This is a genomic window from Acidocella aquatica, assembly GCF_030160635.1.
Classification (GTDB): Bacteria; Pseudomonadota; Alphaproteobacteria; order Acetobacterales; family Acetobacteraceae; genus Acidocella; species Acidocella aquatica.
Window position 1 is genome coordinate 91980 of the sequence record NZ_BSOS01000073.1, and the last position, 19707, is coordinate 111686.

Below are 19707 nucleotides of genomic sequence, written 5' to 3' on the forward strand. Positions count from 1 at the left end.
CAAAAAAGCTGAGGCGGTATGATTTGACAACACCGCCAATCAGGCCAATTCCTCCGCCATGGCAAAAATCTCCTATTCGCGCATCGGCTTCCTGCTCACCTGCTTCCTCTTCCCCGGCCTCATCGGCACCTTCGCCAGCTTCTCCATCCCCGCCCCGGTGGTGGATGAGCAACACCAGCAGGCAGCGCTCGATGCCGTGCTGAACGCCCCCACTCCGGCCGCCCAGGCAGCGGCCATCGCCAGCCTGCCCAACGATGTTGATGCCGACACCGCCGCGATCGTGACCAACGGCACCGCCCCGCTGCCCGCCCGCATCGCCGCCGCGCAGGCCAACATGCGCCAGGAGGTGGTGGCGCAGGCCCGCGCGGAGGCCTATAAAATCCGCCTCATGGTCATCACCATGACCATCCTCGGCGCCATCTTCGGCGTCGCCCTGCTTGGACCCGGAAAACAATGAGCCAGCACGCCCCATCCTATTACGCCGCCACCGCCCACAGGCAGAACGCCCGCCCCCCGCTCGCGGGCACTGAGCGCGCGGATGTCTGCATCATCGGCGCCGGCTTCACCGGCATCTCAGCCGCCCTGGAACTGGCCGAACGCGGCTTCTCGGTCATCGTGCTGGAGGATCAGCGCGTCGGCTTCGGCGCCTCGGGGCGCAACGGCGGCCAGATCGTCAACGGCTACTCGCGCGACCTGGATGTCATCACCAAACGCTACGGCGAGGCCGCCGGCCGCCAGATCGGCGCCATGGCCATGCAGGGCGGCCAGATCATCCGCGAGCGCGCCGCCAAATACGCCATCGCCTGCGACCTTCTCCCCGGCAACATGTTCACCGCCTTCACCGCCAAACAGATGCGCGGGCTGGAACACCACGTTAAAATCTGGAACCAGCACGGCTACTCTGATTTTGAGCTGCTGGACCGCGCGGGCCTCGCCCCGCATGTGAAGACAGACCGCTATATCGGCGGCCTCATTGACCACCAGGGCGGCCACCTGCACCCGCTCAACCTGGTCCAGGGCGAAGCCGCCGCCGCCGAGACCCTCGGCGCCCGCATTTTCGAGGACTCGCGCGTCACCTCGGTCAGCACCGGCGCCAACCCCGTGGTGAAGACCGCCAACGGCGAGGTCCACGCCAAATTCGTCATCGTCTGCGCCAACGCCTACATCGGCAACCTGCTGCCTGAAATCGGCGGCAAGATCATGCCCGTCTCCACCCAGGTGCTCACCACCGAACCCCTGGGCGCCGCCGCGGCCGAACTGCTGCCCTCCAACCTCGCCGTCGAGGACTGCAACTACTTCCTCGACTATTTCCGCCGCACCGCTGACAACCGCATCCTCTACGGCGGCGGCACCGTCTACGGCGCTCAGGATTCGGCGGCCATCCGCGCCAAGATCATCCCCAACATGCTGAAAACCTTCCCCAGCCTGAAGGACGCGAAAATAGACTTCAGCTGGAGCGGCAGTTTTGCCCTCACCCTTACGCGCTTCCCGCAAATGGGCCGGCTCTCCCCCACCGTGTACTACTCCCACGGCGACAGCGGCCACGGTGTCACCACCACCCACCTGCTCGGGCGCATCCTCGGCGAAGCCATCGCCGGCCAGGCCAGCCGCTTCGATATTTTCGCAAGCCTGCCCTACTACCCTTTCCCCGGCGGCAAAACTTTGCGCGTCCCGCTCACCGTCCTGGGCTCGTGGTACTACCGCTTCCGCGACAAAATGGGCATCTAGAGTGCGATCGTTTGAGGTTCGCTCAACCGAGCGAGCCGAAAGCGTGAATCGCCCTCAAAAAAATGATTAGAGCCTGATCGCACTTAAAGCGATCAGGCTCTAATCACCACAACGCCGCCTGCCCCCACCGTCATGCCAGCGCAAGCTGGCATCTCCCCGGCCATCCCCCGTCACATAACCAAGGCCGCAACGGATACTCCGCTGCGGCCTTGGCGCTTCACATTCTTAATCCGATAAATGCGCCGCTTCGAGCACATGGGCGCTGATGTTCATCGCCTCACGCTCCCTCGTGAAGTTGATGCTGCGTGACAAGAGAATATAGGCACCCGCCGCAACCAGCAGGCCAGGCGCCCAGGAGATATCAACATCTCCCAGCGCATGGGCAATCGGCCCTTCATACATGCCCGCAAGATTAAAGAACGGCACGCTGGCAATAAAGCCGATAATGTAAGCCGCAATGCCGCGCCCGCCCCACGCGCCATAAATCCCGGTTGGCGTGAAGAAATCAGCAATGGCATAACGGCCTTTCCGCACGAAGAAATAATCCGTCAGATTCACAGCCGTCCAAGGCACCAGCAGATAGAGCATGATGGAGAGCGAATCATACAATGTATTGATGGCGTTGGCGGTCAGTGAAAGCGAGATGCCGAGCCAGATCAACGCCAGAACCGCAATGCCAACGATCCGCACGGATTTTGTCGGCTTGATTTTCACCAGTGAATCCACGCCCGTCAGGATCGTGAGCATCCCCGAATATGCATTCAGCCCCATGGTGGCGGTCAACGCGGCGACGGAGACCAGCACCGTCAGCGTACCAAAATGCGGAAAGATCAAATTACCCGCGCCATTGGTGGAGACCATGCCATCCGACGCGCCGAAATAGGTGGCAAGCCAGGCGCCCAGTGCAATCAGCCAAATCGCCGCCAGGCTGGCGCCCAGATAAACTGACCAGACCAAGCCGCTGCGCGATTTGCCGCGCGGCAGATAGCGCGTGTAGTCTGATACATAAGGCGCATATGTAATGTTGTAGGAGGCGCCAGCCGCGAACTGCGCCGCGAAGGCAACCCAGGTGAACGCGATATGCCCGGGCGGCTGAGCTTTGATGGTGCCGTTGAAAATCGCGAAAGTCAAAATGATATAAAGCGGCAGGCTGATCCAAAAGAGAATCCGGAAAATGATGTGCAGCCAGTCATGCCCGTAAATGGCGATGACGGCCGCGACCAGGCCGAGGGTGATGGAGATCGCGGCAATGCCCCAGCCGAAGAGATGGTTGAGGCCCTGGCTGATCAACACTGTATCAACCACGTTAAAGCCCGCAAACGTAAAGAGCGTACCCAGCAACGGCAGGATAACCCCGCGATACCCAAATTGCGCGCGCGACTGGATCATCTGCGGCAAACCAAGATCAGGCCCCTGGCTGGCATGAAACGCCATGAACAGCGTGCCGAATAAAATGCCCAGCGTGCTGGCCAGTGCCGTGGCGCCAAAGCCCAGCCCCATGCCCGGCCCGATAAAGCCAATCGCAATGGTGAAGAACTGAAAATTGCCGAGGAACCAGAACGGCCCCTGATTCAGAACTTTTCCGTGGCGCTCATGCTGCGGCACATAATCGATCGAACGCGATTCAATGCCAAGCTGGGGCCCGTTTCGCACGCCTCCAGCTTCAGTGTCGGCTAATGTCTCCATAATTTCCTCCTGTAACGAAAATGAACAACGAAGCGTCCGTGATTTTATTTTTTGCCTGTATTTTCAAACAAAATTGTAGGGAGAGAGATGCTCATGCACGGCGAGCCAGCCGCCGCCGGGCTGGCGCTGGAATATAATGGTCTCGCGCTCAGCGCTCTGCTGCTCATCCGCGCCAAACGCAAGGCGCGTCTCCACCCGGTGCGTAAAAATCGCGATGCCGGAAAGAATACTGACCCTTTGTTCAAACGATTCGCACGCAAGCACCCGAAAACCATCCTCACGCTCCCAGCGCCGCCACAGCGCCTCATACGCGGCGCGCGACGGCAACACCTCCGCCGTGCTGTGAAAGATGAAGCTGGCCTCAGGCGCGAACGCCGCGAAATAGCCCGCCGTATCATGCGCGGCAAAACACGCAACCAGATGCGCGGCCGCGCGCAGCACCGCCGCCTCCTCCCCCTGCGCGCTCATGCGCTCTCCGATATGATGCAGAGGATTTCGAACGCGAGATTTGCGGCCAGCAAGGCCGTCGTCCCAAACGGATCAAACGGAGGAGACACCTCCACAACATCGCCGCCAACCAGATTAACCCCGGAGAGACCACGAATAATCTCCAGCCCCTGCGGCACGGTCAGCCCGCCGATCTCGGGTGTGCCGGTGCCGGGGGCATAGGCGGGGTCCAACCCGTCGATATCAAAACTCAAATAAACCGGGCCATCCCCGAGCCGCGCCTTCACGCCCTGCATCAACGGCTGCAGTGATCGGTGCCAGCACTCCTCGGCCTGGACCACCTGAAACCCCTGCGCGCGGCCCCAGTCATATTCTTCCGCCGAATAGCCCGTGCCCCGCAGGCCGATCTGCACCACACGGTCACAATCGAGCAATCCTTCTTCCACGGCCCGGCGAAAGGGCGTGCCATGAGCGATTTTCTCGCCGAACATCGTGTCGTTCACATCGGCATGCGCATCGACATGCACCAGCCCGACCTTGCCGTGCTTGCGGTGCATCGCGCGCAGAATGGGCAATACGATGGTATGGTCCCCGCCCAGCGTGACCGGGCGGCAGTCAGCCGCGAGAATGCGGTCATACGCGGCTTCGATAATCGCTATGGAATCCAGCAGATTATACGGATTGATGGGAATATCCCCATAATCGCCGACGCGCATGCGCTCGAACGGGGCGGCGCGGGTGGCCACATTGTAGGGGCGCAGCATCACCGATTCACTGCGTATCTGGCGGGGGCCGGCGCGTGTCCCGGTGCGGTTGGAGGTTCCAAGGTCAAAGGGCACGCCAACAAAACAGGCGTCGAGCTTGGAGAGGTCGGTCTCGACAGGCAGGCGCATCATTGAGGCAATACCGCCGCAACGGGGCATCTCATTGCCGCTCAAAGGCTGTGGAAATGGCGCGGGGGCGCGAGGCTCGGACATTTTTATTCACTCCGGTCGATTTTAAAAAGTTTCCACTTTGATGGTAATTATGTTTGAATGATTACAAAAATCGCAAATCAGAAAATCTTACATTGATGTTTATCGAAGTATCGGAGGCGCCTTGTTAGGCAGATTGAGCGACCTGGACCTGCGGCTTGTGCGGGTCTTCCTTGCCGTCGTTGAGGCCGGCGGGGTCTCGGCGGCGCAGATAGCCTTGAATGTCGGCGCATCCACGATCAGCACCCAGCTCTCGACCCTGGAAACGCGATTGGGCTTCCGCCTGTGCGAACGGGGGCGCGGCGGCTTCCAGCTTACGCCCAAGGGCGCGGTCTTCGCCGAGATGGCGTATGGCCTGATGAGCGCCATCAGCGATTTTCACCAGGGAGCGCGCAGCCTTGATAAGCAGCTGGTCGGAAACCTGCGCATCGGGATGATCGGCCACATGCCCGCCGAACAAAACAGCCGGATCAGCGCGGCCATCGCCCGCTTCCGGCAGCGCGACGAGGCTGTGCGGATGACCCTGCTGGTGCGCTCACCCGGGGAGCTGGAGGAGCGCCTGCTGAACGGGCAGCTCGACCTGGCCATCGCTTATTTCTGGCACCGCGCCCCCAGCCTGCATTTTACCCCGCTCTTCACCGAACGCCAGGAAGCCTATTGCAGCCGCGAACACCCCGTTTTCAGCCGCGCCGGATCGCTCGAGGCCGAAGACGTAAACCGGTGCGACTGGGCCTGGCGCAGCTACCCCCTCCCCGACACCGGGCTGGCCGGGCTGCCTTCCCATGTAGGGGCTACGGCGGATAATATGGAGGCGCTCGCCGTGCTGATTTTCTCCGGCCATCACCTGGGCTTCCTGCCGCGGCACTTCGCGGCCCCCTATGTCGCGCAGGGGCTGCTGGCGCCATTGAACCCGGCAACATTATGCTATGATACGCATTTTTTTGCCGTAACCCGTCCGCGCCGCCAGATAAGCGCGGTCACGCGCGCCTTTTTGGACGATCTCCTCGCAATACCGGTCGAGGGCATTGATGCTGGGTCAGGTGACGGAAAAAAAGCCTGAGCGGTGACGGCGGCCCCCGGCGTAAGCGTCACCCTCCGTTCGAGATTAAGAAACCGCCACGCCGCCATCGGCATTCAGCCGGTAGCCTCCGCCTTCCGTCAGCAACAGCCGGGAGATCGCCGGGTCCGACTCGATCTTCTGGCGCAGCCGGTAGATATGAGTCTCCAGCGTGTGTGTGGTCACCGCGGCATTATAGCCCCACACCTCGTTGAGCAGGACATGGCGCGAAACTGACTTGCCCGCGGCACGGTAGAGAAACTTCAAAATCGCGCTCTCCTTATCGGTGAGCCGGATTTTTTTATTCCGCTCAGGGTCCTGCAATTGCTTGGCCGACGGGCGGAAAATATACGGCCCAATCGTGAAGACCGCATCCTCCGACCCCTCAAAAGCGCGCATCTGGGCGCGCATACGGGCCAGCAACTCATTCAGCCGGAATGGTTTGGCGATATAATCATTGGCCCCGGCGTCGAGACCGCTGACGACATCACCTTCCTCCATATGCCCGGTGAGCATGATAATCGGTGTTTTAATGCCCCTGGCACGGAGCATTTTACAATAATCCCGGCCATCGCCGTCAGGCAGGCTGACATCGAGCAGAATAACATCGAAACGCGCATGTGCCTCGTTAAGCTTTAATTCGGCCTGCGCGAGGCTTTCCGCCTCGGTTGGCTCAAACTCGCCATTTTGCACAAGTTGCTCCACCAGCACTGTTCTCAGGGCGGTATCGTCATCCACAACAAGAATCGGGTGCTCGCTGGCCATGTGTGTCTCCATTATGACTCTAAATATAGAGTTGTTTTACGCCAGTGTCAGTACCTCTGGTAGAACTACCGTGGGCAGCTTATTTGTAGACCATGAAGATCGCTTTAACATCCGCCGGAACAACACTGGGCACCCCGCGGACACGCGCCGTACACCGGGCAATTGCCGAGGCCAGGCGTGGCGTGCCGGTGGTGCTGGCGGCGCGCCGGCCATTGATCATCGCGCCGGCGGAGACCGTGGGGGCTGAAGGCCTGCGGCTGATTGACGTGCTCTCCAGCGGGCAGGCTGTGCTGTTGCTGGCCCCCTCCCGCGCCGCCGCCGTGCTACGGCACGAGGTGGAAGCGAACGCGCCCGCCATTGCCTTAAAACTGGCGCGGCCGCTGATTGACGCTGAAACGCTCAAGCGCGCGGCGGACCCGACGATGGAGCAAATTCTCCCCGAATTTGAGATGGTGGACGCACCGGCCGCGGCCGAGGCAGCGCTGGCGCTGGGGAAACTTGCACGTTTATTGCCCGCGATGGTGGCGGCGCCGGTGCGGCATGGCTGGGCCAGCCTGCCCGCCGGGCATGATCTGCTGAGTGTGCCGGCCGAGGATTTACTGGCGTATCCGGCAGAGTTGGCAGCCTCGCTGACCAAGGTGGCCGAGGTGGCGGTGCCACTTGATGATGCGAAGGATGCACGGCTGATCGCCTTCCGCGCGCTGGACCAGGGCATTGAGCATATGGCGATTCTGGTCGGCGACCCGGCGGCGCAGACGGCACCGCTGGTGCGGGTGCATTCGGAATGTTTCACCGGCGATTTGCTGGGAAGTTTACGATGTGATTGCGGACCGCAGCTGCGCGGCGCAATCGCCCGCATGGCGGCCGAAGGGGCCGGGGCGGTGCTGTATCTGGCGCAGGAAGGCCGGGGGATCGGGCTGATCAACAAATTGCGAGCCTATACGATGCAGGACCGTGGGCTGGATACGCTGGACGCCAACCGCGCGCTGGGGTGGCAGGCCGATGAACGGAATTTTTCAATTGCCGCCGCGATGCTGCGGGCACTGGGGATGACGCGGATACGCTTGTTGACGAATAACCCGGAGAAGGTAGCCTCGCTGGAAGCCTGCGGGATCGAGGTGGTGGAGCGGGTGCCGCATGAATTCGCGCCCAACGGCGTGAATGATGCTTATCTGGCAACCAAGGCCGCGCGGTTCGGGCATTATCTTGGTTGAGTTTTCATACCAGGATGGCGTGTTGCAAGGCGCTGGCCTGCGGCTGCGCGCGGTGTGCGGGCGCGGCGGCGTGAGCGGGCATAAGGTTGAAGGCGACGGCGCGACGCCGCTGGGGCGGCTGGAACTGCTGCGGGTAATGTACCGGGCGGACCGGGTGAAGCCGCCGGTGTGCGCCGTGCCGGTTGAGCCGATTGGCAAGTTTGACGGCTGGTGCGATGATGTTGCGGATGTGGCCTATAACCGGCCGGTAGCCCTGCCCTACCCTGCCAGCCATGAGCCATTGTGGCGCGCCGATGGGGTTTATGACGTAATCGGCGTGCTCGGGTGGAATCTCTCACCCATCGTGCCGGGGCGCGGATCGGCGATTTTTCTGCATGTGGCAACCCCGGATTTTGCGCCGACGGCTGGGTGCGTGGCGCTGGAACTGCGCGATGTGCTGGCCGCGCTGGCGGCGGGGATGACGGGGATTTTGGTGCGGGAGTAGAGACGCGCCACAAGGGCGGCGGCGCGCTGAAATCACCTCATTCCGCGGCCTGGCGAAGCTGTTGCAATGCCCTCGATGGCCGGTCGTCCAGTCCTTTGCCGCCGGCATCCAGATACCCGTAGATCTCCGCCAGCATGCGCTTCTCCCAGAAGCTCTTGAGATGCTCGGCGATACCGGCAATGGCCTCCTCGTCGCTTTTATGGGCGAAAAATTTTCCAATCTGGTTGGCCATATAAACAAGTTTGTCAGGCGACATCGCTCTGCGCTCCAAAAATCACGCGCCCCGGATGGGTGAACACCTCAAACCCATCATCACGCGCCACGGCGACAAGTGTTATTCCAGCTTGCGCCGCTTCGCGCACGGCGCGCGCCGTCGGCACGGAAATGGCCACCAGTATCCCGGCGCCAAATACCGCTGTCTTCTGAATAAGGTCGAGTGACAAGCGGCTGGTGAGAAGAACAGCGCCAGCACCTGGTGGATCACCGCGCCGCGCCACCGCGCCGGTCAGTTTATCCAATGCATTATGGCGCCCGATGTCTTCGCGCAGCAGCAGATCATTCCGCGCCGGATTAAAAAACGCCGCGCCATGCACAGCGCGGGTTTCGTTGTTCAAAACCTGCAGGCGCGCCATGCGGGAAACCGCGTCAGCGATCGCCGCCGCTGTCATGGTTGCGGCGGCCTGTACTTTCGGCGACGCCCGGGCCGCTTGCGCCAAACTATCCAACCCGCACAGGCCGCACCCCAACGGCCCTGCGATATGCCGGCGCCGCGCGCCCAGCGCCTCACGCTTCTCGGGCAACAGGGTCATCCGGCATTCGATGCCGTCATCAACCACAACCGTTTCAAAATCAGTTATTTCATCAACATGATTGATGATACCTTCAGACAATGAAAAACCTACGGCGAAGTCTTCCAGGTCGAGCGGGCTTGCCATCATCACCGCGAACGTGGCGCGGTCGTAGGTGATCGCAACGGCCACTTCCTCGGGCAATGCCCGGGATATGGTTTTGTGCTGGCCGCCACGCCAGGCAGCCGCATCCACACGTATAACGGGTGGCGGCGCTGGTTTCATTCAGCCGCCCCCGCCACAGCGATGCGCCGTGCCTGGCCGCTCAAATGTTGATATTTCACCTGCCAATCCGTCGGGCCGTTCGAGGGCGATATCTGCACCGCCGTCACCTTGTATTCAGGGCAGTTCGTTGCCCAATCAGAAAAATCCGTGGTGATGACATTGGCTTGCGTCTCGGGGTGGTGGAAGGTGGTATAAACCACTCCCAGCGCCATGCGATCGGTGATTTTCGCCCGCAAGGTGGTCTCGCCCGCCCGGCTTGCGAGCTTCACCCAATCGCCGTTTTTGATGCCGCGATTCTCCGCATCATGCGGATGAATTTCCAGCAAATCTTCTTCATGCCAGAGTTTATTTTCCGTCCGCCGCGTCTGCGCGCCAACGTTATATTGCGAGAGAATCCGCCCCGTGGTCAGCAGCAGCGGGAAGCGCGGCCCGGTGCGCTCATCGGTCGCCACGTAATCAGTGATAATGAACTTGCCCTTGCCGATCACAAAATGCCCGACATGCATGGTCGGCGTTCCCTCCGGCATCTGCTCATTGCATGGCCACTGGATGGAACCCAGACGATCGAGCGCCGCGTAGGAGACGCCGGCAAATGTCGGCGTAAGCTGCGCGATCTCATCCATGATCTCAGATGGATGCGCGTAATGCATGTGCATCCCCAGCGCATTGGCGAGAAGCTGCGTCACCTCCCAGTCGCCATAACCATTTTTTGGCGCCATGACCTTGCGCACCCGCTGGATGCGGCGCTCGGCGTTGGTGAAGGTGCCGTCCTTTTCCAAAAATGTGGAACCGGGGAGGAACACATGCGCAAAATTCGCTGTCTCGTTCAGGAACAAATCCTGCACCACCACGCACTCCATCGCGGCGAGCCCGGCGGTGATGTGTTTTGTGTCCGGATCGGACTGCACAATATCCTCGCCCTGAATGTAGAGCCCCATGAACGTGCCTGACACCGCGGCATCCAGCATGTTGGGAATCCGCAGGCCCGGCTCGCCGCTCAAAGGCACGTTCCACACAGCCTCGAACATCTGGCGCGTTGCGTCGTCCGACACATGGCGGTAGCCGGAAAACTCGTGCGGGAAGCTGCCCATATCGCAACTGCCCTGCACATTGTTCTGGCCGCGCAGCGGATTAACCCCCACCCCCGGCCGGCCGATGTTGCCGGTGGCCATGGCGAGGTTGGCGATGGCGATCACAGTGGTCGAACCCTGGCTGTGCTCGGTCACGCCCAGGCCGTAATAAATCGCGCCGTTGCCGCCGGTCGCATAAAGCCGTGCCGCCTTGCGGATCAAATCCGCGGGCACGCCGCAGAGTGCGGAAACCGCCTCGGGGCTATTTTGCTCCTCGGTGATAAACGCCGCCCATTCGGCAAAATCGGCCATGTCGCAACGCTCGCGCACAAAGGCTTCGTCCACCAGCCCCTCGCTGACAATCACATGCGCCAGCGCATTGATCACCGCGACATTGGTGCCCGGGCGCAGCGGCAGATGATAATCAGCCTTTACATGCGGCGTACGCACCAGATCGATCCGGCGCGGGTCCACCACGATCAGCTTCGCGCCTTCGCGCAGGCGTTTTTTCATCCGCGAGGCAAAGACCGGATGCCCATCGGTCGGGTTGGCGCCGATCACCAGAATCACATCCGCCTGATCCACACTGTCAAAATCCTGCGTGCCGGCGGAGGTGCCAAAGGTGTTTTTCAGCCCATAGCCGGTGGGCGAATGGCAGACGCGGGCGCAGGTGTCCACATTGTTGTTGCCAAATCCGGCGCGGACAAGTTTCTGCACGAGAAAGGTCTCCTCGTTCGTGCAGCGCGAAGAGGTGATGCCGCCGATCGAATCCGTGCCATATTTAGCCTGGATGCGTTTGAATTCCGCCGCCGTGTGCGCAATCGCCTCGTCCCAGCTCACCTCGCGCCAGGGGTCGGTGATTTTGGCGCGGATCATCGGCTTGGTGATGCGGTCCTTATGCGTGGCGTAGCCCCAGGCGAAGCGGCCCTTCACGCAGGAATGACCGTGGTTGGCCTTGCCGTCCTTGTAGGGCACCATGCGCACCACTTCCTCGCCGCGCATCTCGGCCTTGAAGGTGCAGCCGACACCGCAATAGGCGCAGGTGGTAACTTGCGAATGTTCCGGCTGACCGATTTCGATGACTGATTTTTCCATCAGCGTCGCGGTCGGGCAGGCCTGCACGCAGGCGCCGCAGGAAACACATTCGGAATCAAAAAAGCTCTCCCCGATGCCGGGCGAGACCTTGGAGTTGAAGCCGGAGCCTTCGATGGTCAGGGCAAAAGTTCCCTGCACCTCCTCGCAGGCCCGCACGCAGCGCGAACAGACGATGCATTTGGCGGGGTCGAACTGGAAGTAGGGGTTTGAAACATCTTTGACGGAATCGAGATGGTTTTCACCATCGTAGCCGTAGCGCACCTCGCGCAGGCCCACCGCCCCGGCGGCGTCCTGCAATTCACAATCGCCGTTGGCCGAACAGGTCAGGCAATCGAGCGGATGGTCGGAGATATAGAGTTCCATCACGCCGCGGCGCAGCTTGGCCAGCTTGGCGTTTTGCGTATGCACCACCATGCCCTCGGCAACCGGCGTCGTGCAAGAGGCGGGCGTGCCAGCGCGGCCTTCAATTTCCACGAGGCACAGGCGGCAGGAACCGAAACTGTCCAGCATGTCGGTGGCGCAAAGCTTGGGTATCTGCGTGCCCAGCTCCATCGCCGCGCGCATCACCGATGTGCCTTCCGGCACCGCAATGCTTTGCCCGTCGATGTTGACATGCACCAGCCGTGTCGCGGTGCCGGGTTTGGTGCCATAGTCTATTTCGTGAATCAGGCCCATGGGTCAGCTCCTATTGCGCGGCGGCGGGAATGGCGGCGGGCGCAAAATCTTCAGGGAAATGGTGCAGCGCGCTCAATACCGGATAAGGGGTGAACCCGCCCAGGGCGCAGAGCGAGCCGAACTTCATGGTCTCGCAAAGGTCTTTGACCAAGGCGATGTTTTCCTCGGCCGCATGGCCCGCCACGATTTTGTCGATCACCTCCACGCCGCGCGTGGAGCCGATGCGGCAAGGCGTGCATTTTCCGCAGGATTCATGCGCGCAGAATGCCATCGCGAAGCGGGCCATTTTCGCCATGTCCACGCTGTCGTCAAACACCACCAGCCCGCCATGGCCGATCAGCCCGTCGCGCGCGGCGAAGGCTTCGTAGTCATAGGGTGTGTCAAACAGCGCCGGCGGAAAATAGGCGCCCAAAGGCCCACCAGCCTGCACCGCGCGCACCGGCCGGCCGGTGGCGCTGCCGCCGCCGATCTCGTTGACCAGTTCGCCAAGCGTGATGCCAAACGCAACCTCGAACAGCCCGCCATGTTTCACATTCCCGGCGATCTGCACCGGCATCGTGCCGCGCGAGCGGCCCATGCCATAATCAGCGTAGGCCGCGGCGCCTTTTTCCAGAATGAACGGAATGGTAGCGAAAGAGACCAGATTATTCACCACCGTCGGCTTGCCGAACAAGCCCGCCAGTGCCGGAATCGGCGGCTTGGCGCGCACCTGCCCGCGTTTGCCCTCCAGACTTTCCAACAGCGCCGTCTCCTCGCCGCACACATAGGCGCCGGCGCCAACGCGGACTTCCAGCTCGAAATCATACGCCGAGCCCATCACCGCGCGGCCCAGCAGACCCGCCCGGCACGCGATGGCGATGGCGTCGTTCATAGTGCGTATGGCGTGCGGATATTCGGAGCGGACATAGATATAACCCCGCGTCGCCCCCACGGCGGCGGCGGCGATCGTCATGCCCTCGATGAGCGTGAACGGATCGCCCTCCATCAGCATCCGGTCGGCAAATGTGCCGGAGTCGCCTTCATCGGCGTTGCAGACGATATATTTTTGCGCCGCCACGGCGGTCCGCACGGTCTCCCATTTTATCCCCGTGGGAAAACCAGCGCCACCACGCCCGCGCAGGCCGGAGGCTTTCACCTCAGCAACCGTTTGCGCCGCGCCGAGTTGCAGCGCGCGCGCCAGGCCATCATACCCGCCAAGGGCGCGGTATGCATCCAGGTCCAGCGGATCAATCACCCCGCAACGCGCGAAGGTGAGCCGGTCCTGTTTCGCGAAAAACGGAATTTTCTCGACCATGCCTGTCGATTTTTCATGCCATCCGCCGCTCTGAAAATCCGCGTCGAACAGCCCCGGCACATCGCGCACGCCAACCTTCCCGTAGCCCATGCGCCCGCCCGGCGTTTCCACCTCCACCAGCGGCTCCAGCCAGAACATGCCCCGCGAACCGGTACGCACAATTTCCAACGCAACGCCGCGCGCCTGTGCTTCCGAGACAATGGCCGCCGCCACGCGGTCAGCCCCCACCGCGAGCGCCGCGGCGTCACGGGGAATGAATACGCGCATCACAGCACCTCCATCGCGAGCGATTCCAGCGCCCCGGCATCCAACCGGCCATGCACCTCACCGTCGAGCATCGCATTCGGCGCGCAGGCGCAAAGGCCCAGGCAATACACCGCCTCCACAGTCAGCCGCCCGTCCGGCGTGGTCTCGCCCCAGCCCAGGCCCAGGCGGTGCAGCAGGTGGGCGGCGTTGGCCTCGCTGCCCATGGACTGGCACGCCTCCGCCCGGCAGAGCTTCAACACATGGCGCCCGGCGGGCGCGCGGCGGAAATCGTGATAGAACGAGACGACACCATGAACCTCGGCGCGGGTGAGGTTGAGGCGCGTGGCGATCAGGCGGATAGCCTCTTCGGGGATGCAGCCGAAATGCGCCTGCATGGCGTGCAAAATGGGCAGCATCGGGCCTTCAAGGGCCTCGCGCGCGGTGATGATGTCTTCGGCGGCAAGCGAATCCCAGATGTGCGGCATGCGACCCCTGACCCTCCTGAATATTTCCTATCCTATGTCTGGTGCCGATTGCCCCAGAAAACAATATCGAATTTCAGTGATACGATAGGATAAAACTATCATCACCGGCGCAGCCGGGTGGCTTCGGCGATCAACGCCGCGGTCAGCGGCGAGAGCGGGTCGCGGTCCAGCACCACCAGCCCCACTTTACGCACCTCCTCAGGCTCCACGATCGGGATGGCCCGCAGCTTCGCGGTCAGGCCAAAAACCTCCGCGAGTTTTTCCGGCATCACGCAGGCCCAGCGCCCGGTTTGCACATGCGAGACCAGCACGACAATGGAGTTGGACTCCAGGGTCGGCTCCACGATCTGCCCGGCATTGTTGAGCAGGCGGTTGATGATGCGGCGGTTCTGCATATCCGGCGTGAGCAGGCACAGCGGAATTTTGCCAATCTCCGCCCAGGTGACGCGCGCGCGCTCGCCCAGCGGCGCCTGGGCAGAGGTGAGCAGCATGTAGCGCTCCTCATAGAGCGGAATGCAGCGAGCCTTGCCGATCGGCTCATTGTCCAGATAGGTGATCCCCGCTTCGATCTCCTGGTTGTGCAGACGCTGCAAAACCTCCGCTGAGGTGCAGGAGAGAACCGAGAAGCGCACCAGCGGGTGGCGCGCGCGATAAGGCGTGGTGAGTTCCGCGATGGTGGCAAGCGCCGTGGGGATGGCGGCGATGCGCAGCAGCCCGTTAAGCCCGCGCTTCAGGCTGTTCACATCATCGCGCATGGCGTGAACATCGCCGGTTATCCGCCGCGCCCATTCCAGCACGCGCTCACCCTCCGGCGTGAAGCCCTGAAAGCGCGAGCGGCGGATGACCAGCGGCACGCCCATTTTTTCCTCCAGCGCCCGGATGGCGGCGGAGAAGCTAGGCTGCGTGACATGGCATACCTCCGCCGCGCGGCCGAAATTCTGCTCACGGGCCAAAGCAATCAGGTATTCCAGCTTGTCTAGTATCGCCTGTCCTCCCGTGCCAAATCTTTCCTAACGCCATCCATCAACGGAAACAAACATGATCTCCTACGCCCAGGCCCTCGCTCTGCTCAACACCCGGGCGCCGCGCCTCCAGGCCGAGACAGCCCCGCTGGCCGAGGCCCTCGGGCGGACCGCCGCGGGCGAAATCCGCGCGGGGTTCGCGGTGCCCTCGTTCGACAATTCAGCCATGGACGGTTTTGCGGTGCGCCTGGCTGATTGCGAACATGCATCGCCGCAGGCGCCGGTTGTTTTGCCGGTTACGGGCGTAACGGCGGCGGGCGATCACGCGAGCCCGCTGGCCGCTGGCCAAGCGGTGCAGATCATGACCGGGGCGATGCTCCCGGCGGCGGCCGAGGCGGTGTGTCCCATCGAGGATGTGGCGGTGACCCGCGATGCCGATGGCGCGGTCACCGCCATCACGCTCACCAGCGCCCCCGCGCCGGGCGCCAATATCCGCGGCAAGGGCGAGGATTTTCGGCCCGAGGATGTGGTGACCGGAGAAGGCACGCGCCTGACCTCGCGCCACCTGATGGCGCTGGCGGCGCTGGGGGTGGGCTCGGTGCCAGTGCGCCAGCGCCCGCATGTGAGCATACTGGCGACCGGCAATGAAGTGCGCGATGTGCCCGCCGGGCAGGCCAGCGCCACGCCGGGCGAGGCGGTGATCTATAATTCCAACTCGCCCTATCTGGCTGCCGCGCTGCGCGAGGCCGGGGCGCGGGTGGAATACAGCGGCATCATCCCCGATACACAGGCGGCATTCGCCGCGGCGCTGGAGGGTATCATCGCGCAGGCGCGGCCGGGCCAGATCATCCTCTCCACCGGGGCGGTCTCGAAGGGCGAGTTTGACTTTGTGCCAGCCGCCCTGGCGGCGCTAAACGCCGAGATCCTGTTTCACCGTGTCGCCATCAGGCCGGGCAAGCCCGTGCTGTTCGCCATGCTGCCCAACGGGATTCCCTTCTTCGGCCTGCCGGGCAACCCTGCCTCCGCCGCTGCCGGCTTCCGGTTTTTCGTGGCCCCATTGTTGCGCGCGGCCTGGGGCCTGCCGCCCGAGCCGCCGTTGCGGGTGCGCCTGGCTGAAACCTATCAGGCCAGGCCGGGATTGCGGATTTTCCTGAAGGCGCATTTGGCGATCGGGGCCGATGGTGTGGCCGCCGCCACTATTTTGGCGGGGCAGGAATCATTTCGGATTCAACCCATGCTGCACCTCAACGGCTGGGTCGTGCGCCCGGAGACGGTTGGCAACCTGCAAGCCGGTGAGCTGGTGGATTTCTACCCGGCGGACCCGTTTTCGCCATTTTTCGCATGAACCCGTTCTTAACCTCGCCGCCCGCCGCCGGGGGCGTGATTCTCGCGGGCGGGCGCGCGCTGCGCATGGGCGGCGGCGACAAGGGGCGCCAGAGCCTCGGCGGACAGGACATGCTGACCCGGCTGATCGCGGTGCTGCACCCGCAGGTGAGCGCGCTGGCGCTCAATGCCAATGGCGACCCGGCGCGCTTTGCCGATCTCGCTCTGCCCGTGCTGCCCGATGGGCTGGAGGACGCCGGCCCCCTGGCAGGGTTGCTGGCAGGGCTGGACTGGGCGCACAGCCTCGCCCTCCCCTGGCTGCTCACCGCCCCCACCGATACGCCGTTTTTGCCGCCTGACCTGTTGCTCCGCCTGGGCCACGGGGTGTGCGGCGGGCAATTGGCCGCTGTGGCGGCATCAGGCGGGCGGCGGCATCCGGTGGCGGGGCTATGGTCCATCAGCCTGCGCGCGCCGCTGCGGCGGTTTCTGCTTGAGCAGGAGCAGCGCAAAATGGGCCTGTGGGCCGAACACTGCGGCGCCGCAACCGTGGAATGGCCGGACGAGCCGCGCGACCCGTTTTTCAACATCAACCGGCCGGAAGAGCGCGAGGAAGCCGCCGCCCAGCTAGGCCAGCGGCCATACCGCGCGGGCGCGGTGGTTTTGCCGCATCGCCACGCCGCCCATGCCCTACTGGCGGATTTCGCGGCCCTGCAACAGGCTCAAGATGTGGAAGTTGCCGGTTTACTGCAGGAGGGCAGCAAAAGCGCCGGAGATGCACCCGATGCCATAACGCTGACCGGCCTGAACACAGGCGAGCGCTTCGCGATCATGCTCAGCGAGGCCTGCGCTGGCTCCTGCGCGGTTGATCCCTCGGCCGTGGCCGCCGCTTCCGCCGTTCTGAGGCGCGCCATCGCCGGGCGCAGTCCCCTGATCCTGGTGAATAAATTCGGCCCGCTGGAGGCTGAGGGCGGCGGCCTGGCCGATGAGATGCTGCAGGCCATGGCGGCGGAGCTGCCCTTGCTGACCACTGTTTCAGTCAACCGGCTCGAATCCTGGCTGCGCTTCACCGGCGGCATGTGCGAGCTGCTCCCCCCTGACCCGGCGGCATTATCCGCCTGGTGGGAGCGCAACCGCCAGCAGCGCTGAATTTATCCGCCGGTGTGGTTCATGGTCCGCGCCAGCGGCTGATGGCTGGCGCGCCGGGCCACGAAATCATGGCCTTCCGGTTTCAGGCCGATGGCCCGGCGGATCGCCTCCTGCACCGGCGCATCGCTGGCCGAGGCGCGCAAAGGCTGGCGCAGATCGGTGCCGGCCTCATGACCCAGGCATAAAAACAGCCTGCCGGTGCAACTCACCCGCACGCGGTTGCAGCTTTCGCAAAACCCGTGGCTGAGCGGGGTGATGAAGCCAAGCCGCCGCCCGGTTTCCACAACGGTGACATAGCGCGCCGGGCCGCCGCTGCTGTAATCGGTGGCGGCCAGGGTCCAGCGCCGCGCCAACTGGTCGCGCAGCACGCTCAGCGGCAGCGCCTGGAAGTCCGGCCCGGTGCTGAATTCGCCGAGCGGCATAGCCTCGATCAACGAGAGATCATGCCCCTCCTCGCCGCACCAGGCAATCAGCCGGTCAATCTCCTGATCGTTCACCCCGCCCAGCACCACGGTGTTGATCTTCACGGCCAGCCCCGCGGCCTTGGCGGCGCGGATACCCTCCAGCACAAGCGCCAGATCGCCCCGGCGGGTGATCTTGTGAAACAGCCCGGGGTCCAGACTGTCCACTGAGACATTGATCCGCCGCATCCCGGCCCGCGCCAGCCCCTCGGCGTAACGGCTGAGCTGGGTGCCGTTGGTGGTCAGCGTCAGCTCCGCCAGGCGGCCCGCCGCCACATGCTCACCCAGCGCGCCGATAAGCTGCATGATGCCCCGGCGCACCAGCGGCTCGCCGCCGGTCAGCCGCAGCTTGCGCACGCCAAGGCCGATGAACACGCTGCTCAGCCGCGCCAGCTCCTCAAGGTCCAGCACATCCGCCTTGGGCAAAAACTCGGTATCCTCGGCCATGCAATAGGCGCAGCGCAGATCGCAGCGGTCTGTGACCGAGAGGCGCAAGTAAGAAATGCGGCGGCCAAAGGGATCAATCAACTCCAAACTCCTCGCGCCGGGATTTTATTCTGAATCCCCGGACTCTGAGCAAACATTGGCCCGGCCTCGCCCATTGTAAACCCCCCGCCTTGCCGCGCCCAGAGCGCCATCGTCTGAGGTTCGCTCAACCGAGCGAGCCGAAAACGTGAATCGCCCTCAGCAAAACGGCTAGAGCCTGATCGCACTTAAAGCGATCAGGCTAGTCGCGGTTGCGGTCGATCATCCGCCGGCGGGCCTGCGTGAGGTGGAACTGCATCGCGACCTGGGCGGCATCCGCGTCCTGCAGGCTGATGGCTTCCAAAATCAGCACATGTTCCTGCAACACCTGGCTGGCGCGCTCGCGCGGGCTGGTGCGGGTGAGCTGGAGAGACAGGTTCATGAAACCGGCCACCGCCTCTTGCAGATGCTCCAGCAGCGCCGGGTAGAAACTATTGCCCGAGGCCTGGGCGATGGCCATGTGGAACGCCAGATCGGCATCCGGGCTGGGGCTGCCAAGCTCCGCCTCGCCGCGGAAGCGCTCATGCGCGGCTTTTATCCCCGCCAGCTCCGCCGGGTTGCGCCGCTCGGCGGCGTGGCGGGCGGCGCTGCCCTCAAGCACCAGCCGCACCTCGATGCACCGCAAATACTCCGCCACCCGCTGCGGCTCGGCGAAATCGGCCAGGCGCTCGGCGGGGCGGGCCATCACATAGGTGCCCGAACCCTGGCGGGCCTGCACCAGCCCATCGGCGCGCAGGCGCTGCAGGGCCTGGCGCACCACCGGGCGGGAGACGCCGAACATCTTGCACAAGTCCAGCTCAGCCGGCAGACGCGTGCCCTCAGGCAGGCGGCCGGAGACGATCTGCTCCAAAATCTGGCCATAGAGCTGGTCACCCATGCGCTGGCGGCGGGTGAGCACCAGCCCGGTTTGGCCGTTCGGCGCCATCTCGGGCACATGCAAGGTTCTCAGCGGCCGCTCCGGCACGTTACGCTCCCAGTTGACGGGCTTGAACATACC

19 protein-coding genes are annotated in these 19707 nt (G+C 63.4%); 7 read left to right on the forward strand and 12 right to left on the reverse strand.

Features of this window, described 5'->3' with window-relative positions:
• Positions 1-58 precede the first annotated feature (58 nt).
• Together QQJ84_RS13305 and QQJ84_RS13310 are read left to right on the forward strand one after the other, a co-directional pair.
• Positions 59-457 carry a hypothetical protein gene (locus QQJ84_RS13305; protein WP_284258758.1) on the forward strand — a complete coding sequence of 133 codons (399 nt, stop codon included), beginning with the start codon at positions 59-61 and terminating at the stop codon, positions 455-457.
• On the forward strand, positions 454-1728 hold the full coding sequence (locus tag QQJ84_RS13310; RefSeq protein WP_284258759.1) for an NAD(P)/FAD-dependent oxidoreductase: 1275 nt from the start codon (positions 454-456) through the stop codon (positions 1726-1728). Before QQJ84_RS13305 ends, QQJ84_RS13310 begins: the two co-directional genes overlap by 4 nt.
• Before the next feature lie 225 nt (positions 1729-1953).
• Here the strand turns inward: QQJ84_RS13310 and QQJ84_RS13315 are convergent, their stop codons facing one another.
• From QQJ84_RS13315 to speB, 3 genes are all read right to left on the reverse strand, one after another.
• Positions 1954-3414: a purine-cytosine permease family protein gene (locus tag QQJ84_RS13315; RefSeq protein ID WP_284258762.1), complete on the reverse strand. Its 1461-nt coding sequence runs from the start codon at positions 3412-3414 to the stop codon at positions 1954-1956.
• A gap of 63 nt (positions 3415-3477) precedes the next feature.
• On the reverse strand, positions 3478-3882 hold the full coding sequence (locus QQJ84_RS13320; protein ID WP_284258763.1) for a YybH family protein: 405 nt from the start codon (positions 3880-3882) through the stop codon (positions 3478-3480).
• Positions 3879-4838, reverse strand: coding sequence for an agmatinase (gene speB, locus QQJ84_RS13325; RefSeq protein WP_284258764.1), 960 nt, complete (start codon positions 4836-4838; stop codon positions 3879-3881). The genes QQJ84_RS13320 and speB overlap by 4 nt, the downstream gene beginning before the upstream one ends.
• 133 nt (positions 4839-4971) lie before the next feature.
• Between speB and QQJ84_RS13330 the strand changes: the two genes are divergently transcribed.
• Positions 4972-5895: a LysR family transcriptional regulator gene (locus tag QQJ84_RS13330; RefSeq protein WP_284258766.1), complete on the forward strand. Its 924-nt coding sequence runs from the start codon at positions 4972-4974 to the stop codon at positions 5893-5895.
• A gap of 45 nt (positions 5896-5940) precedes the next feature.
• Here the strand turns inward: QQJ84_RS13330 and QQJ84_RS13335 are convergent, their stop codons facing one another.
• Positions 5941-6657, reverse strand: coding sequence for a response regulator transcription factor (locus QQJ84_RS13335; protein WP_284258768.1), 717 nt, complete (start codon positions 6655-6657; stop codon positions 5941-5943).
• A 92-nt stretch (positions 6658-6749) separates the two neighbouring features.
• Between QQJ84_RS13335 and ribA the strand changes: the two genes are divergently transcribed.
• Both ribA and QQJ84_RS13345 read left to right on the forward strand, forming a co-directional pair.
• A complete protein-coding gene (gene ribA, locus QQJ84_RS13340) occupies positions 6750-7871 on the forward strand; it encodes a GTP cyclohydrolase II (protein WP_284258769.1) in 1122 nt (373 codons plus the stop codon).
• Positions 7864-8355 carry a L,D-transpeptidase family protein gene (locus tag QQJ84_RS13345; RefSeq protein WP_284258771.1) on the forward strand — a complete coding sequence of 164 codons (492 nt, stop codon included), beginning with the start codon at positions 7864-7866 and terminating at the stop codon, positions 8353-8355. Before ribA ends, QQJ84_RS13345 begins: the two co-directional genes overlap by 8 nt.
• 37 nt (positions 8356-8392) lie before the next feature.
• Here QQJ84_RS13345 and QQJ84_RS13350 read toward each other — a convergent pair whose 3' ends face one another.
• From QQJ84_RS13350 to QQJ84_RS13375, 6 genes are all read right to left on the reverse strand, one after another.
• The gene (locus tag QQJ84_RS13350; RefSeq protein ID WP_284258773.1) at positions 8393-8611 is read right to left on the reverse strand and encodes a formate dehydrogenase subunit delta; all 219 of its coding nucleotides are present in this window, start codon (positions 8609-8611) and stop codon (positions 8393-8395) included.
• The gene (gene fdhD, locus QQJ84_RS13355; RefSeq protein ID WP_284258775.1) at positions 8601-9428 is read right to left on the reverse strand and encodes a formate dehydrogenase accessory sulfurtransferase FdhD; all 828 of its coding nucleotides are present in this window, start codon (positions 9426-9428) and stop codon (positions 8601-8603) included. The genes QQJ84_RS13350 and fdhD overlap by 11 nt, the downstream gene beginning before the upstream one ends.
• A complete protein-coding gene (fdhF, locus tag QQJ84_RS13360; RefSeq protein ID WP_284258776.1) occupies positions 9425-12268 on the reverse strand; it encodes a formate dehydrogenase subunit alpha in 2844 nt (947 codons plus the stop codon). The genes fdhD and fdhF overlap by 4 nt, the downstream gene beginning before the upstream one ends.
• Positions 12269-12278: 10 nt before the next feature.
• Positions 12279-13829 (reverse strand): formate dehydrogenase beta subunit, encoded by a 1551-nt coding sequence (locus QQJ84_RS13365; RefSeq protein WP_284258777.1) that lies wholly within the window; start codon positions 13827-13829, stop codon positions 12279-12281.
• Positions 13829-14293 carry a formate dehydrogenase subunit gamma gene (locus QQJ84_RS13370; protein ID WP_284258780.1) on the reverse strand — a complete coding sequence of 155 codons (465 nt, stop codon included), beginning with the start codon at positions 14291-14293 and terminating at the stop codon, positions 13829-13831. Before QQJ84_RS13370 ends, QQJ84_RS13365 begins: the two co-directional genes overlap by 1 nt.
• A 101-nt stretch (positions 14294-14394) precedes the next feature.
• Positions 14395-15276 carry a LysR family transcriptional regulator gene (locus QQJ84_RS13375; protein WP_284258905.1) on the reverse strand — a complete coding sequence of 294 codons (882 nt, stop codon included), beginning with the start codon at positions 15274-15276 and terminating at the stop codon, positions 14395-14397.
• Positions 15277-15331: 55 nt separating this feature from the next.
• On the opposite strand from QQJ84_RS13375, the gene QQJ84_RS13380 reads away from it, so the two are divergent.
• Together QQJ84_RS13380 and mobA are read left to right on the forward strand one after the other, a co-directional pair.
• Entirely contained in the window at positions 15332-16600 is a 1269-nt protein-coding gene (locus tag QQJ84_RS13380; protein ID WP_284258781.1) for a molybdopterin molybdotransferase MoeA, read from the forward strand.
• Positions 16597-17724, forward strand: coding sequence for a molybdenum cofactor guanylyltransferase MobA (gene mobA, locus QQJ84_RS13385; protein WP_284258782.1), 1128 nt, complete (start codon positions 16597-16599; stop codon positions 17722-17724). The genes QQJ84_RS13380 and mobA overlap by 4 nt, the downstream gene beginning before the upstream one ends.
• Positions 17725-17726: 2 nt before the next feature.
• Here mobA and moaA read toward each other — a convergent pair whose 3' ends face one another.
• Positions 17727-18713 carry a GTP 3',8-cyclase MoaA gene (gene moaA / locus QQJ84_RS13390; protein WP_284258783.1) on the reverse strand — a complete coding sequence of 329 codons (987 nt, stop codon included), beginning with the start codon at positions 18711-18713 and terminating at the stop codon, positions 17727-17729.
• Between the two features lie 199 nt (positions 18714-18912).
• The gene (locus QQJ84_RS13395; RefSeq protein WP_284258784.1) at positions 18913-19704 is read right to left on the reverse strand and encodes a FadR/GntR family transcriptional regulator; all 792 of its coding nucleotides are present in this window, start codon (positions 19702-19704) and stop codon (positions 18913-18915) included.
• Between the last annotated feature and the right edge of the window lie 3 nt (positions 19705-19707).